At 65.0% G+C, this 15,455-nt stretch carries 15 protein-coding genes; 8 read left to right on the top strand and 7 right to left on the bottom strand.

Translation table 11 applies throughout. The annotated features are described in order from the left end of the window. The first annotated feature begins 34 nt into the window (after positions 1 to 34). The 8 genes from QMZ05_RS14975 to QMZ05_RS14940 all read left to right on the top strand — a co-directional run bounded on the left by QMZ05_RS14975 (position 35) and on the right by QMZ05_RS14940 (position 7,116). Positions 35 to 658 carry a nicotinate-nucleotide adenylyltransferase gene (locus QMZ05_RS14975; RefSeq protein ID WP_353701466.1) on the top strand — a complete coding sequence of 208 codons (624 nt, stop codon included), beginning with the start codon at positions 35 to 37 and terminating at the stop codon, positions 656 to 658. A gap of 186 nt (positions 659 to 844) precedes the next feature. Then, positions 845 to 1,213: a ribosome silencing factor gene (gene rsfS / locus QMZ05_RS14970; RefSeq protein ID WP_074125641.1), complete on the top strand. Its 369-nt coding sequence runs from the start codon at positions 845 to 847 to the stop codon at positions 1,211 to 1,213. 128 nt (positions 1,214 to 1,341) lie between these two features. Next, positions 1,342 to 1,824, top strand: a complete 483-nt coding sequence (gene rlmH / locus QMZ05_RS14965; RefSeq protein WP_353701445.1) for a 23S rRNA (pseudouridine(1915)-N(3))-methyltransferase RlmH — start codon at positions 1,342 to 1,344, stop codon at positions 1,822 to 1,824. Between the two features lie 37 nt (positions 1,825 to 1,861). Next, positions 1,862 to 3,256 (top strand): peptidoglycan DD-metalloendopeptidase family protein, encoded by a 1,395-nt coding sequence (locus QMZ05_RS14960; protein WP_353701444.1) that lies wholly within the window; start codon positions 1,862 to 1,864, stop codon positions 3,254 to 3,256. Further along, positions 3,253 to 4,629 carry a S41 family peptidase gene (locus QMZ05_RS14955; protein ID WP_353701443.1) on the top strand — a complete coding sequence of 459 codons (1,377 nt, stop codon included), beginning with the start codon at positions 3,253 to 3,255 and terminating at the stop codon, positions 4,627 to 4,629. Before QMZ05_RS14960 ends, QMZ05_RS14955 begins: the two co-directional genes overlap by 4 nt. 147 nt (positions 4,630 to 4,776) lie before the next feature. Further along, a complete protein-coding gene (locus QMZ05_RS14950; RefSeq protein WP_353701442.1) occupies positions 4,777 to 5,988 on the top strand; it encodes a divergent polysaccharide deacetylase family protein in 1,212 nt (403 codons plus the stop codon). A 78-nt stretch (positions 5,989 to 6,066) separates the two neighbouring features. Beyond that, complete coding sequence (locus tag QMZ05_RS14945; RefSeq protein ID WP_050424263.1) at positions 6,067 to 6,570, top strand: RNA pyrophosphohydrolase; 504 nt, start codon at positions 6,067 to 6,069, stop codon at positions 6,568 to 6,570. A 45-nt stretch (positions 6,571 to 6,615) separates the two neighbouring features. Continuing rightward, entirely contained in the window at positions 6,616 to 7,116 is a 501-nt protein-coding gene (locus QMZ05_RS14940; protein ID WP_353701441.1) for an RNA pyrophosphohydrolase, read from the top strand. Here QMZ05_RS14940 and QMZ05_RS14935 read toward each other — a convergent pair. The 7 genes from QMZ05_RS14935 to QMZ05_RS14905 form a co-directional block, all read right to left on the bottom strand. Then, positions 7,074 to 8,069: an AraC family transcriptional regulator gene (locus tag QMZ05_RS14935; protein WP_353701440.1), complete on the bottom strand. Its 996-nt coding sequence runs from the start codon at positions 8,067 to 8,069 to the stop codon at positions 7,074 to 7,076. The two genes, QMZ05_RS14940 and QMZ05_RS14935, sit on opposite strands and share 43 nt — an antisense overlap. A gap of 152 nt (positions 8,070 to 8,221) precedes the next feature. Beyond that, positions 8,222 to 9,877: an adenylate/guanylate cyclase domain-containing protein gene (locus QMZ05_RS14930; protein WP_353701439.1), complete on the bottom strand. Its 1,656-nt coding sequence runs from the start codon at positions 9,875 to 9,877 to the stop codon at positions 8,222 to 8,224. Between the two features lie 218 nt (positions 9,878 to 10,095). Continuing rightward, the gene (locus QMZ05_RS14925; RefSeq protein WP_353701438.1) at positions 10,096 to 10,503 is read right to left on the bottom strand and encodes a F0F1 ATP synthase subunit epsilon; all 408 of its coding nucleotides are present in this window, start codon (positions 10,501 to 10,503) and stop codon (positions 10,096 to 10,098) included. A gap of 116 nt (positions 10,504 to 10,619) precedes the next feature. After that, a complete protein-coding gene (atpD, locus tag QMZ05_RS14920) occupies positions 10,620 to 12,062 on the bottom strand; it encodes a F0F1 ATP synthase subunit beta (protein WP_050424259.1) in 1,443 nt (480 codons plus the stop codon). Positions 12,063 to 12,088: 26 nt separating this feature from the next. After that, positions 12,089 to 12,967 (bottom strand): F0F1 ATP synthase subunit gamma, encoded by an 879-nt coding sequence (locus tag QMZ05_RS14915; protein ID WP_074125632.1) that lies wholly within the window; start codon positions 12,965 to 12,967, stop codon positions 12,089 to 12,091. A gap of 91 nt (positions 12,968 to 13,058) precedes the next feature. Continuing rightward, positions 13,059 to 14,588 carry a F0F1 ATP synthase subunit alpha gene (atpA, locus tag QMZ05_RS14910; protein ID WP_353701437.1) on the bottom strand — a complete coding sequence of 510 codons (1,530 nt, stop codon included), beginning with the start codon at positions 14,586 to 14,588 and terminating at the stop codon, positions 13,059 to 13,061. Further along, a complete protein-coding gene (locus QMZ05_RS14905; RefSeq protein ID WP_353701436.1) occupies positions 14,588 to 15,148 on the bottom strand; it encodes a F0F1 ATP synthase subunit delta in 561 nt (186 codons plus the stop codon). The genes atpA and QMZ05_RS14905 overlap by 1 nt, the downstream gene beginning before the upstream one ends. Positions 15,149 to 15,455 lie beyond the last annotated feature (307 nt).

The following is a 15,455-nucleotide window of genomic DNA, read 5'->3' as shown; positions in this document are numbered from 1 at the left end:
CGCACACGGTAGATCCTTGCAGCAAGCTTCCACCGTGCCGTTATCCGCAGCCCAGGCGCTTCCGTTCTACACCAACGGCATGCGCATCGGGCTGCTTGGCGGCTCGTTCAATCCGCCGCATGCCGCGCATCGCGCCATCAGCCAATTCGCGCTGAAGCGCCTGCAGCTCGACCGCGTGTGGTGGCTGCTGACGCCGGGCAATCCGCTGAAGAACCATGACGGCCTGCATGCGCTGAACGAGCGCGCCGCCGCCGCGCGCCGCGTTGCCGACGATCCGCGCATCGACGTCAGCTGTCTCGAAGCTGTCATCGGCACCCGCTACACTGTAGACACGATCATCCACTTGCGCCGCCGCGTCTCCGGCGTGCACTTCGTCTGGATCATGGGCGCTGACAATCTCGCGCAATTTCATCGCTGGAAAGATTGGCGGCGCATCGCGTCCGATGTGCCGATTGCCGTGATCGACCGACCGCCCCAAAGCTTCCGCGCGCTTGCCGCTCCCGCGGCGCAGGCGCTATCGCGCTATCGCTTGCCCGAAAATCAGGCGACACGGCTGGCCGACCAACGGGCGCCGGCCTGGGTCTTCCTGACAGGAATGAAATCCAATTTGTCTTCGACCGGACTCCGGAACCCGGACGGGAGCTGGAGGACGGCGTGAAGCGCAAAAGGGTTACTGGAATATTGAAACCATTAACCCCACATGCGTAGTATGGTGCGTGGGGCCGAGGATTCGGCACCCGCGATACAGTGAAAGGAATGGTCCCTGGCCACATCTGTATTGTCAAAGTCTGTTTTACCCAAGGTTCCAAAGACTGCGCGTAAAACATCGACGAAAACCGCGGCCTTGCAGGCGCAACCGGACGCCGACAAACCGGATGCCGACAAGACGCTGAGCCTGATCCTCTCCCGCCTCGAGGATATGAAGGCGGAAGAGACGGTCACCATCGACCTTCGTGGCAAATCCGCATATTCCGACTACATGATCGTCACCACCGGCCGGGTTAACCGGCACGTTGGCGCGATCGCGGAAAATGTGACGAAGAGCCTCAAGGAAAACGGGGTCAAGAACATCCACGTCGAGGGCTTGCCCAATTGCGACTGGGTGCTGATCGATTCCGGCGAGGTGATCGTGCACGTGTTCAGGCCTGAGGTGCGCGAGTTCTACAACCTCGAACGGTTGTGGACTCAGAACCCGGCGGTCGCGGCGGTCTAAGGGGTATCGAGCCGATGCGAATCGGCTGCGGCGCATATAGCTTGTGCGCGCGCCCTGAGGCGCGCGAGTCATAGACTTGACGCGTTTTCTACGGCAAACCGGATTCCACTTTGCCGGAAAACGCGTGTATGCGCCTCGTCGTGATCTGCATCGGCCGTCTGAAACAGGGCCCTGAACGGGAGCTCGCGGAGCGCTACCGCGAGCGCTTCGAGGATATCGGCCGCAAGCTCGGCTTTCGCGGCCTTGAGATTCATGAGATTGCGGAGAGCCGCGCGCGCGACACGGCGGCGCGCATCGCGGAAGAAGCTGCGGCGATCGCGGCGCTGCTGCCGGACAAGCACATGCTGGTCGCGCTCGACGAACGCGGCAAGAGCATCGACAGCGCGAGCTTTGCGCAGCAGCTCGGCCGCTGGCGCGACGAGGGGGCGGCGCATACGGCCTTCGTGATCGGCGGCGCCGACGGACTTTCGCCTGAATTGCAGCGCAAGGCTTCGTTGCGTATTGCATTCGGCTCCGCGACCTGGCCGCACCAAATGGTCCGCGTCATGCTTCTGGAACAGATTTATCGGGCCGCGACCATTTTGGCCGGCCATCCCTACCATCGCGCGTGACGCGGTGAGGGACAGACAAAAGCGCTGAACAGCTCGGATGCAGCACAAGCGGGACAAGCATTCTTATTTCGAGACCGCGCGCCGCCGCTGGCTGCCGGTGTCGCTGCCTTTGTCGATCGCCCTGTTCGCCGCCGCTCCGCTGGCCGCGGTGCATGCGCAAGCGACACCACCGGCACAGCAAGCCGCGCCACCTGCACAGCAGGCTGCGACGGCGGAGACATCGCCCGACGCCATCAAGCAGCGCGAGCAGGAGCTCGAGGCCGCGCGCGAGCAGCAGCGCAAGGCGACCGAACTGCAGGAGAAGCTGAAGGCCGACATCGCCGCGATGGGCCAGGACCGCAGCAAGCTCAATCAGCAGCTGATCGACATTGCCGGCCAGGTGCGCGGCGTCGAGACAAGGATTGCCGACGCCGAGGCGCGGCTGCAACCGCTCGACGGCCGCGAGCGCGAAATCCGGAGCTCGCTCGATTCACGCCGCTCCGAGGTGATCGAGGTGCTGGCCGCCTTGCAACGGGCCGGACGGCGCACCCCGCCGGCATTGCTGGTGCGGCCCGAGGACGCGCTGCAATCGCTGCGCACCGCGATGCTGCTCGGCGCGGTGGTGCCGGAGTTGCGCGTCCGCGCCGAGAAGCTTGCCGCCGATCTCGGCGAACTGGTCGCGCTACGCAAGACCATCTCGACCGAGCGCGACGCGCTGGCGAGCGACCGCGACAAGCTGAGGGAAGACCAGACCCGGCTTGCGGCGCTGGTCGACGAACGGCAGCGGCAGCAGAGCGCGGCCGAAAAGGACATGGAGGCGGAGGGCGCCCGCGCCATCGCGCTGTCCAAGCAGGCCGACAATCTGCAGAGCCTGATCGCCAAGATGGAGCAGGACCTCAAGAGCGCCGCCAAGGCCGCCGCCACGGCCAGCCTCCAGGGGGCGCCGGCGACCGTTAACGGTAAACCCAATCTCGGGGCGCTCAAGGACCCGGCGCGCATGAGCCCGGCGGTCGCCTTCGCCTCGGCCAAAGGCCTGTTCGCCTATCCCGTTAACGGCACCAAGATTCGCGAATTTGGCGGTTCCGACGGCGCGGGAGGCGTACAAAAAGGCATTTCTTTGGCAGCCAAACCGGGCGCGCAGGTCACAACCCCGTGTGACGGCTGGGTTGTTTACGCGGGTCCTTTCCGCAGCTATGGACAACTCTTGATCCTCAATGCCGGGGGCGGGTATCATGTCCTGATCGCCGGGATGGAGCGTATTTCGGTAAACATCGGCCAGTTTGTACTTACGGGGGAGCCGGTTGCGACCATGGGGTCGACGTCCCAGGTTGCATCCATTCTCGCCACCAATGCGAGCCAGCCAGTGCTCTATGTCGAGTTCCGGAAAGACGGCACTCCAATCGATCCAGGTCCATGGTGGGCCACAAATGAAGGCGAAAAGGTTCGCGGATGATGCGCAAGACTTCGGTAATTCTCCTTAGCGCCGCCACCGGCGCGGCCCTGACGCTTTTCGTCACGCAGCCCCGCGCTGTGCTGATGGGATCGAGCGCGCGCGCCGCGACGTCGGACACCTACCGCCAGCTCAATTTGTTCGGCGACGTGTTCGAGCGTGTGCGCAGCGACTATGTCGAGAAGCCCGACGACTCCAAGCTGGTCGAATCCGCGATCTCGGGCATGCTGTCCGGCCTTGATCCGCATTCGAGCTACATGGATGCCAAGAGCTTCCGCGACATGCAGGTGCAGACCCGCGGCGAGTTCGGCGGCCTCGGCATCGAAGTCACGATGGAAGACGGGCTGATCAAGGTCGTCTCGCCGATCGACGACACCCCGGCCTCGAAGGCCGGCATCATGGCCAACGACATCATCACCACGCTGGACGACGAAGCCGTGCAGGGCCTGACCTTGAACCAGGCCGTCGAGAAGATGCGCGGTCCGGTCAACACCAAGATCAAGCTCAAGATCATCCGCAAGGGCCAGGACAATCCGATCGACGTCACGCTGGTGCGCGACAACATCCGCGTCCGCTCGGTGCGCGCGCGCGTCGAGGCCGACGACATCGCCTATATCCGCATCACCACCTTCAACGAGCAGACCACCGAAGGCCTGAAGAAGGAGGTCGCCAATCTGCAGGGCCAGATCGGCGACAAGCTGAAGGGCTACATCATCGACCTGCGCAACAACCCCGGCGGCCTGCTGGAGGAAGCGGTCACGGTGTCCGACTCCTTCCTGGAGCGTGGCGAGATCGTCTCGACCCGCGGCCGCAATGCCGAGGAAACCCAGCGCCGCGCGGCGCATCCCGGCGACCTGACCAAGGGCAAGCCGGTCATCGTGCTGATCAACGGCGGCTCGGCGTCGGCCTCCGAAATCGTCGCCGGTGCGTTGCAGGACCACAAGCGTGCGACGCTGGTCGGCACCCGCTCGTTCGGCAAGGGCTCGGTGCAGACCATCATCCCGCTCGGCTCGGGCAACGGCGCGCTGCGCCTGACCACCGCGCGCTATTACACGCCATCGGGCAAGTCGATCCAGGCCAAGGGTATCGTGCCCGATATCGAGGTGCTGCAGGACGTGCCGGACGAGCTGAAGGCGCGTACCGACACCAAGGGCGAGGCTTCGCTGCGCGGCCATCTGAAGAACGATGGCGACGAGAAGACCGGGTCGCAGTCCTACGTCCCGCCGGACGCCAAGGACGACAAGGCGCTGAAGATGGCGGACGACCTGCTGCACGGCATCAAGTCGACTTCGAACGCCACGCCGGCACCGGCCGGTGACAAGGCGCCTGGTGACAAGGCCGCCGCCGACAAGCCGGCCAACAAGTCCGCGAACTGATCCAATCCAATCGTCTAGACGAAAAGGGCGGCCCTCGGGCCGCCCTTTTTGCTGTTGGATTCCCCCACCCGTGCTTTGCCGGGGAGGCCGGCGCGCGGGAATGCACCGCATCGTGCTATCGTTCGCGCTGTTGATTCGGGGAGGGTCATGGCAGAAGCGGCCGATGAACTGAGCACGCCGCTTGGGCAACAGACCGTGGGCAGGACGCGCCGTTTCCGCCTGCCATTCACGGCGATGCAGGCGCTCGCCGTGCTGCTGGGGCTCGTGCTGGTCGGTTTCGTTGGCGTTGCACTGTTCAACGACAACCCGCTCGGTGGCGAGCCGATGGCCCGCATCACCCTCCGTAATCCCCCACCCGCATCCGCCGATGACAAGCACGCCCCGGTCGAACCGGAGGTCAAATCCGCCGCCAAGGCACCGGCCACGGCCGGCGATGCCAAGAACGACGCCAGGACGGTCACCATCATCGACGGCTCCAGCGGCAAGCGCCAGGACGTGGTGATCGGCGCCGGCGATCCGGCCGAGAAGGCTGACGGCGACGCGCCGCCGCTCGCGATGGCCGGCATCGACCCGCGCCTGCTGGAAAAGTCGCGCTACGGCATGATCCCGGTCGTTGCCGACGGCCTGAAGCCGTTCACGGTCTATGCGGCCGAGGCCGACCGCGCCAAGGCCGCCCGGATGCCGGTGGTGGCCGTCGTGGTCGCCGGCCTCGGCGTCGGTGCCGCCAAGACGGCCGATGCGATCATGAAGCTGCCGCCGGCCGTGACGCTGGCTTTCACGCCCTATGGCGCCGACCCCGGCAAGCTCGCGGAACGCGCCCGGGCGCAGCGCCACGAGATCCTGCTGCAGATCCCGATGGAGCCGTTCGACTATCCCGACAACGATCCGGGGCCGCAGACCCTGCTCACCACGCTGAGCGGCGAACAGAATCTCGACCGGCTCTATTGGCACCTCAGCCGCCTGCAGGGCTATGCCGGGATCGCCAATTTCATGGGCGCCCGGTTCGTCGCGACCGATCCCGTGATGCAGCCGATCGTGCGCGAAGCGGCCAAGCGCGGCCTCAGCTATTTCGACGATGGTTCCACCCCGCGCAGCGTCGCGCAGAGCCTCTCCGCCGGCCAGTCGCTGCCGTTCGCCAAGGCTGATTTCGCCATCGACGCCGTGCCGACGTCGGCAGAAATCGACCGCGCGCTGGTCAAGCTGGAAACGATCGCCAAGGAACGCGGCACCGCCGTGGGCGTCGCCTCGGCGCTGCCGGTCTCGATCGAGCGGCTCGGCGCCTGGCTCAAGACACTGGATTCCAAGGGCATTATGCTTGTGCCATTGACAACGGCGATGCTGAAATCAAAATCGGGCTAAAGATCAATCTGTTGGTGCAGCATGACCTAGCCGGGGGGCCGGGTCTGATGGCATCAGGAAATGCGAGGTAGCGGCAGCATGGCACGTTATGAGGACCTGCCCTATCGAACCTGCGTCGGCATCATGCTGCTGAATACGGCTGGGCTGGTCTTCATCGGACGCCGAGCGGGCGGCATCGAGCATGTCGACGACGCGCATGTCTGGCAGATGCCGCAAGGCGGCGTCGATCCCGGCGAGGATACGTTTCAGGCCGCGCGGCGCGAGCTCTATGAAGAGACCAGCGTCAAGTCGGTGGAGAAGCTCGGCGAGGTCTCCGACTGGCTGATCTACGACATCCCGCGCACCGTCGCGGGCCGCGCGTGGAAGGGCCGCTATCGCGGCCAGCGGCAGAAGTGGTTCGCGTTGCGCTTCACCGGCGACGAGAACGAGATCAACGTCGCCAACCCCGGTGGCGGCCACAAGGCCGAATTCATCACCTGGCGCTGGGAGCCGATGAAGAATTTGCCGGAGCTGATTGTGCCGTTCAAGCGCCCGGTCTATGAGCGCGTCGTGAAGGAATTCGCCGGTCTGGCGGCGAAGTAGGTGGCCGGGCGACCGGCCAGATCAACGCGCGACGCAGCCATCGAGATGTCATCGGATAAGCCCTATCGCCCCAACGTGGGCATCGCGCTGTTCAACAGCCTTGGACGCGTGCTGATCGGCCACCGGATCAAGGACGATGGTCCGGAGATCGTGCTGCCCGGCCTCGAATGGCAGATGCCGCAGGGCGGCATCGACGCGGGCGAGGATCCGCGCCAGGCCGTGATGCGCGAGTTGTGGGAAGAGACCGGGGCGGTCAGCGCCGACTATCTCGGCGAGACCGATTGGATGACCTACGAATTCCCGGCCTATGACGGGCCGGCATCGCATCGGCTCGCCAAATTCCGCGGCCAGCGCCAGAAATGGTTTGCGCTGCGCTTCACCGGACGCGACGAGGAGATCGATCCGCTGACGCCGCGCAACGGCCAGCCCGCGGAATTCGATCAATGGCGCTGGGAGCGCCTCGACCGCGTCGCCGACCTCGTGGTGCCGTTCCGCCGCGAGGTCTATCGCGCGGTCGCGACCCGGTTCGCGGAATTCGCCGGCTGATCCTGCGGCGGCGTGCGCCGCGCGTCGCCCGGCGTCATCCCGTAGGTCGCACGGAACACGCGATAGAAGGTTGCGATGCTGTCGAAGCCGCATGCGAACGCGATCTCGTCGATGCCGCGTTCCCGCATGCTGTAGAGCAGCCGCCTCGCCTCCCGCAGCCTCGTCGCCGTCAGCGTTCGCGTGAACGACAGGCCGGTCGGCTCGAACAGCGCATGCAATTGCCGCAGCGAGATGCCGAGCTCGGTGGCGACCGCGGCCGGCGTCAGCGCGGCGCGATGCAGATCGCGCAGCAGGATCTCGCGCGCGGCATGGAGGTAGCCCGCATGCAGCGCGGCACGGATTTCATCCTGTCGCGGCCGCAAACGTCCGCGCGCGAGCAGCGCGAGGCGCACCATATGCGTCACCTCGCCGGCGAACTGCCCGGCTTGCGCCGGATCGCGGGTCATGGCGCGGAACATGGCGCCGACCAGTCGGGTCAGGCGCGCATCACGCGCCAGCGCGACCGGCGGCGCATCCTCGATTCGCGCACCGAGCACGAGCTCGCTGGTGACGGGGATCTTGAGGCTGAAGAAATGAAAACCGTCGGTCCGCTCGGGCGTCGAGAAATACGGGCGATTGGAGTGGCCGAACACCAGATCTCCGTTGCGTACGAACTGGACACGATCGCGACCGATATTCAGGTGGCCGGGGCCGCGCACCTGCCACGCGAGTTGCAGGCTGTTGCTCGGGACGCGCGTAATGTCCGATGAGGTACGGCTGACCCGATAGGAGGATGCCGACATTTCCGCCAGCACGGCATCGCCGACCGGCGTCGCGGAAAAGTGCCCACGGAAATCAGGCCGCTTGTCGCGCTCGAGCTCGATCGTGACCCCGAACAGGCTCTTGCCGCGCACATCGCACCAGTGCTCGAAACGGTCCTGCGGGCGGAGCGCATCGGTGGAGAAGGTCAGCACGGAATCTTGTCCATTACGTCCAAAGTGGAATCGCGATCCGATCGAGTCGGCTCGTCGTTGCGCCGCAGCTTGTCATTTGTGCCCGATCTCAGCTGTAAGCTGCTTCACATTTTCCGGATCGGTTCACCGCTTTGCACGTTGCGGACCGTGTTCTAGTTTGGGCCGACCGTGAACGGGCCGATCGCGATGACATGACAATCGCTGTCGCGCCTGGCGCACGCGCCGAGCGCGGCGTCGACCGCGCCCTGCTCGTTCTCCGCCTTCAATCCAAGTCCCGGCCGTCCCTGCGTCCCGACCGCGACCGCATTCCAGCCTGCCGTCGCATCGGCAAGCTTGCGAACGACATCGGCCCGCTCGCTCGGAGCGATGACCGAGCTGTCCGCTGCCCTGAGGAAGCCGGTGACGTGCAACGTCGCCGGAATCGGCACCACGAAGACGTCGTCGACCACGACGATCGTGCAGGGCACGCCGGCGACCGCGCCGCAGGCTTGCAGGTTGCGCCGCGCCGATTCCTCCAACGAATCGATGCCCGCATTGAAGAAGTAGTGACCGCCCGGACCGAGCGCGATGGTCCGCGTCTTGCGGCCCGGCACGAACAGGCTATCGAGCCGGGCCCTGGCCGCGTCGCGCAGCAGCGGCACGTCCTTGGTGGCGTACGGCTTCTCGACCAGCACGTCACGCTTGACCCACGGCAAGGGTGGCACCGGAGGCTGGCCACGGGTGTACACGATCGTGTTGCCGACGGCGTACAGTTCGCATTTGCGCGGCGAGCCGGCATTGTCGGCGCGCTTCTGGCACAGATCCAGCGCAGCCGTCTTCGCCGCGTCCTCGCTGGGCTGCGCCACGCTCCAGCCGACGAAGCCATTGATGTTGAGAGCGACCGCCTTGGAATCGCCTGCGGGCAAATACTCGGTCGCGAGCATGTTGCGGGTGCGATCGCTGACGAACGGAACGATGTCGGCCGCGAGCTTATCACCCGGCGCAGTCGAAGCCGTCGCCGCCAATGCCGGCGCGGGTTTCGAAGGGGCAGATGGCGCCGTCGATGCCGGCGGCGACGGCGCAACCAACGGGGCCGGCGAAGCCGATACCAAGGGCGCGGACGCCCGCGTAGAACTCGCTACGGCAGCGGGCTTCGCCGCCGAGGTTTCCAGCTTGGTGTAATAGAGGAAGCCGCCGACGCCGATCGCGGCCAGCAGCACCACGGTGATGGCAGCGGGCCACATCCAGGCTGGCGCAGCTGGCGGCGCGGACTTGACCGGCTTCTTGACCTGCGGCGTTGCGTAGCTGCCGTCCTCGCGCCGCATCGCCACCATGTAGGCGTGCACCGGGGTCGGGATGTTCTTCACTTCCTGCGCACCGATGTCGGCGAATTGCACCGACAGCTTGTTGGCGACCTGCTCGTGCACGGCGCGCGACACGCAGATGCCGCCGACTTCGGCGAGGCCCTCGAGCCGGGCTGCGATATTGACGCCGTCGCCGAGCAGATCGCCGTCGCGCTCGACCACGTCGCCGATGGTGATGCCGATCCGGAACGACATCTGCCGGCTCGGCGGATAGGCCATGTTACGCGTGCGCAGGCTTTCCTGGATGTCGATCGCGCAACGCACGGCTTCGACGGCGCTGGGAAATTCAGCGAGCACCGCATCGCCTGCGGTGTTGAAGATGCGGCCACCGCATTTTGCAATGAAGTCATCGGTGACCTGCCGATAGGAGGCGAGCCGCCGCAGCGTCTCTTCCTCATCCTCGGCAACCAATCGACTATAGCCTGCAATATCGGCCGCAAAGATCGCCGCGATCTTGCGCTTCATGAGCACCAGCCCCGGAATCCAAATATGTCGGGCAGAATGCCGCCAGACGTTCGCGGGTGCAATAAGCATTCAACGCCCGCCGGGGTGCGGCGAGCGTTGAATCATTCAAGGCCTTTGTTCAAGTCCTGGCAAACGGTGACTGGGAGACTGCGAGCGATTTCACAAAGGGGGCCGGCTCACTCGGCGCATCGGCGCGATCGCTGGTCGGCAATCGCGCCTTAGTGCATAGCCGTGGTGTTGAGCTCGTTCTGGATGCTCTTGAAGTGGTCGAGCCGCTCGATCGCGTGATCGAGCTCGGAGCCCTCCTTCTCGGCGAGCTTCTCTTCCATCTCCTTGATGGTCTCCGCGAACTTCACGCGGTCGAGTTCGGCAATCGTGGTCGCGACGTCGGCGAGCACGGTGAGGCCTTTGTCCGACATCTCGGCAAGGCCACCGAGCACGATCACCTTGTCGCGCTTACCGGCGGCCGTGATCGTCAGGATGCCCGGACGAACCGTGGCGACGACCGGAGCGTGGCCGGCGAGCACGCCGAAATCACCCTCCACGCCGGGGACGTCAACCTGATCAACGTCGCCGGAGAAGGCGAGCTTTTCGGGAGAGACGAGATCGAAGTGGAAGGTGGCCATGGTCTTTCCGTTCTTTGCGCTGTCACCCGCGGGCTCGACCCGCGGGTCCATCAGTCAAGACAGTTTTCGTTCGATGGATCGCCGGATCTAGTCCGGCGATGACGACATCATGAAGCTCAGGCCGCCTCGGCGGCGAGCTTCTTGCCCTTCTCGACGGCTTCTTCGATGGTGCCGACCATGTAGAACGCCGCTTCCGGCAGATGGTCGTACTTGCCCTGGCAGAGATCGCGGAAGCCCTTGATGGTGTCGGCGAGGTCGACGAACTTGCCCGGCGAGCCGGTGAACACTTCAGCGACGTGGAACGGCTGCGACAGGAAGCGCTCGACCTTGCGGGCGCGGGCGACCGTCAGCTTGTCCTCTTCCGACAGTTCGTCCATGCCGAGAATGGCGATGATGTCCTGCAGCGACTTGTAGCGCTGGAGGATCTGCTGGACGAGACGCGCGGTGTTGTAGTGCTCTTCACCGACGACCAGCGCCGACAGCATGCGCGAGGTCGAGTCGAGCGGGTCCACCGCGGGATAGATGCCCTTTTCCGAGATCGCGCGCGACAGCACCGTGGTGGCGTCCAAGTGCGCGAACGAGGTGGCCGGCGCCGGGTCGGTCAAGTCGTCGGCCGGCACGTAGATCGCCTGCACCGAGGTGATCGAGCCCTTCTGGGTGGTGGTGATGCGCTCCTGCAGCGCGCCCATGTCGGTCGCGAGCGTCGGCTGATAGCCCACCGCCGAAGGAATACGGCCGAGCAGCGCCGACACTTCCGAACCCGCCTGGGTGAAGCGGAAGATGTTGTCGACGAAGAACAGCACGTCCTGGCCCTGGTCGCGGAAGTGCTCGGCGACCGTCAGACCGGTCAGACCGACACGGGCGCGGGCGCCCGGCGGCTCGTTCATCTGGCCGAACACCAGCGCGCACTTCGACTTCACGCTCGGATCCGGGTTGTGCGGATCGGCGTTGACCTTGGACTCGATGAACTCGTGATAGAGGTCGTTGCCTTCACGGGTGCGCTCGCCGACGCCGGCGAACACGGAGTAACCACCGTGCGCCTTCGCGACGTTGTTGATCAGCTCCTGAATCAGCACGGTCTTGCCGACGCCGGCGCCGCCGAACAGGCCGATCTTGCCGCCCTTCGCGTACGGAGCAAGAAGATCGACGACCTTGATGCCGGTGACGAGAATTTCCGCTTCCGTGGACTGGTCGGTGTAGGTCGGCGCTTCCTGGTGGATGGCGCGCACGCCGTCGGCCTTGATCGGGCCGGCCTCGTCGATCGGCTCGCCGATGACGTTGATGATGCGGCCGAGCGTGCCTTCGCCGACCGGCACCCGGATCGGTTCGCCGGTGTCGGTCACTTCCTGGCCGCGGACCAGACCTTCGGTGATGTCCATCGCGATGGTGCGGACGGTCGATTCACCGAGATGCTGCGCGACTTCGAGCACCAGGCGGTTACCGCCGTTCTTGGTCTCGAGCGCGTTCAGAATCGCCGGAAGGTGGCCTTCGAACTGCACGTCGACCACGGCGCCCGTGACCTGGGTAACGCGACCGATCGGATTGGCTGCTGTAGCCATGGACTGTTCTCCTTCGAAAATCTGCCTTAGACCGCCTCAGCGCCGGAGATGATCTCGATCAGCTCCTTCGTGATCTGGGCCTGACGGGTTCGGTTGTAAATCAGGGTTTGCTTGCGAATCATCTCGCCGGCATTGCGGGTCGCGCTGTCCATCGCGCTCATCTGCGCGCCATAGAACGAGGCGTTGTTCTCCAGCAGCGCGCGGAAGATCTGCACCGCGAGGTTGCGCGGCAGCAGGCTGCCGAGGATCTGGTCCTCTTCAGGCTCGTATTCGTACGAGGTTGCGGGAGCCGCGTTGGCCGCAGGCGCGGCCACCTCGAGCGGGATGATCTGCTGCGCGGTCGGGATCTGTGCGATCACCGACTGGAAGCGCGAATAGAACAGCGTGCAGACATCGAACTCGCCGGCCTCGAAACGCGCCAGCACCTTGCTCGCGATGTCCTCGGCGTTGACGAAGCCGATCTGCCGCACCGAACGCAGGTCGAGATGCTCGACGATCCGCTTCTCGAACGTCCGCCGCAGCTGCTCGTAGCCCTTGCGACCGACGCAGAAGAACTTCACTTCCTTGCCCTGCGCGAGCAGCGCGTTCGCCCGCTCGCGCGCCAGGCGCACGATGGCCGAGTTGAAAGCGCCGGACAGGCCGCGCTCGCCGGTGCAGACCAGCAGCAGGTGCACCTGGTCGTTGCCGGTGCCGGCAAGCAGTGCCGGCGCGCCGGGCGTGCCATTGGCCGCGGCTGCGATGTTGGAAATCACCGCATCCATCTTGGTGGCATAGGGCCGCGCCGCTTCGGCGGCGTTCTGCGCGCGGCGCAGCTTCGAGGCTGCGACCATCTGCATGGCCTTGGTGATCTTCTGCGTCGCCTTGGTCGAGGCGATGCGGACCCGCATGTCTTTTAGTGACGCCATTCTTCGTTCACCCCGGCGATCCGACCACAATGGTCAGATCGCAAGCCTCTGTTCGTCACGCCCGGCGGCGAGCCGGGCGACGCCCCATTCGTTATGCAAACGTCTTGGCGAAGCCATCGACCGCCGACTTCAGCTTGGCGGCGCTGTCGTCAGACAGGTCGCGGCTGTCGCGGATCGCGTTGAGGATATCGACGTGCTTGCCGCGCAGCAGCGACAGCAAGCCATCCTCGAACGCCTTCACCTTGTTGAGCGGCAGCGGGTCGAGATAGCCGTTGGTGCCGGCCCAGATCACGCAGACCTGCTCTTCCATCTTCAGCGGCGAGAACTGCGGCTGCTTGAGCAGCTCGGTCAGGCGCGAACCGCGGTTGAGCAGGCGCTGGGTGGACGCGTCGAGGTCGGAGCCGAACTGCGCGAACGCCGCCATTTCGCGGTACTGCGCGAGCTCGCCCTTGATCTTGCCGGCGACCTTCTTGGTGGCCTTGGTCTGCGCCGACGAACCGACGCGCGACACCGACAGACCGACGTTCACCGCGGGACGGATGCCCTGGAAGAACAGGTCGGTTTCCAGGAAGATCTGACCGTCGGTGATCGAAATCACGTTGGTCGGGATGTAGGCCGACACGTCGTTGGCCTGGGTTTCGATGACCGGCAGCGCCGTCAGCGAGCCCAAACCATGGTCCTTGCCGAGCTTGGCGGCGCGCTCGAGCAGGCGGGAGTGCAGATAGAACACGTCGCCCGGATAGGCCTCGCGGCCCGGCGGGCGGCGCAGCAACAGCGACATCTGGCGGTAGGCGACGGCCTGCTTGGACAAGTCGTCATAGATGATCACGGCGTGCATGCCGTTGTCGCGGAAGTACTCGCCCATGGTGCAGGCGGTGAACGGCGCGATGTACTGCATCGGCGCCGGATCGGACGCGGTCGCCGCGACGATGATCGAGTATTCCAGCGCGCCCTGCTCCTCGAGCACCTTGACGAACTGCGCGACGGTGGAGCGCTTTTGGCCGATCGCGACGTAGACGCAATACAGCTTGAGGTTCTCGTCCGGCTGGGCGTTCAGCGGCTTCTGGTTCAGGATGGTGTCGAGCGCGATCGCGGTCTTGCCGGTCTGACGGTCGCCGATGATCAGCTCGCGCTGGCCGCGGCCGATCGGGATCAGCGCGTCGATTGCCTTGAGGCCGGTGGCCATCGGCTCGTTCACCGACTTGCGCGGAATGATGCCGGGCGCCTTGACGTCGACGCGCTTGCGTTCGGTGGCCTGGATCGGGCCCTTGCCGTCGATCGGGTTGCCGAGCGCATCGACGACGCGGCCGAGCAGGCCCTTGCCGACCGGCGCGTCCACGATGGCGCGGGTGCGCTTGACGGTCTGGCCTTCCTTGATCTCGCGGTCGGCACCGAAGATCACGATACCGACGTTGTCGGTTTCGAGGTTCAGCGCCATGCCGCGCGTGCCGTTCTCGAACTCGACCATTTCACCGGCCTGAACGTTGTCGAGACCGTAGACGCGGGCGATACCGTCGCCGACCGACAGCACCTGGCCAACTTCGGTGACCTCGGCTTCCTGGCCGAAATTCTTGATCTGGTCCTTGAGGATCGCAGAAATTTCTGCGGCGCGGATGTCCATCAGCCTGCCTCTTTCATCGCGTTCTTGATCGAATTGAGTTTGGTGCGAAGCGAACTATCCACCATGCGGCTGCCGAGCTTGACCACCAGGCCACCAATAATGGAGGGATCGACCTTCACGTTGAGCGCGACGTCCTTGCCCGTCACTGACTTCAGTGCGGTCTTCAGGGCGTCGAGATTCTTGTCACTGAGCTGCTCGGCGACGGTGACTTCCGCAGTCGCCTCGCCCTTGAACTTCGCCACCAGCGCGCGATAGGCGCGGATCACATCGGATACGGCAAACAGCCGGCGATTGGCGGTGAGCACCTTGAGGAATTTTGCCGACGTACCGGCGATGCCGGCCTTGTCGAGCACCGCGGTCAGCGCCTTCAGCTGGGCCTCGGCGGCAAACACCGGGCTGCGAACAAGGCGCTTCAGATCGGCGCTGTCGTTGAGCATGGCTTCGAATTTGTCGAGGTCGGCCCGGACTTGATCGACGGATTGCTCGTCGCGCGCCAACTCGAACAGGGCCGTTGCATAACGACCGGAAACTCCCGAAACGGACGGATCTTCAGCAGCCACGAGCTCGCTCTTTTTTGCTGTCAAATTCGCAAGGGAAAAACCGTCGCCACCAAAGCAGCGCCTAGCGATCCAAGCCCTTGGAATTCAAGCGGGACTTCGATTTTCGACCGGCACAGGACATGCCGGGACCGTTAAAATCGCGGCTTTGCTAACATAGCAATCGCGCAGGTGCAACATGACGGCATCGTGAGAGCCGCCTTGTCGCATGCGGTTTTTCGCGACCGCGACCAGCGGTCGAATCGGAAAAATTCGGCGCGCGGAAATCGGGCGCGGCCGGCTTCGATTCGCGTCCCTCGATTTTGTTCCA

The organism is Bradyrhizobium sp. INPA03-11B, from assembly GCF_040446015.1.
Taxonomy (GTDB): Bacteria; Pseudomonadota; Alphaproteobacteria; order Rhizobiales; family Xanthobacteraceae; genus Bradyrhizobium; species Bradyrhizobium macuxiense_A.
This window is presented reverse-complemented; position numbering and strand designations above follow the sequence as displayed.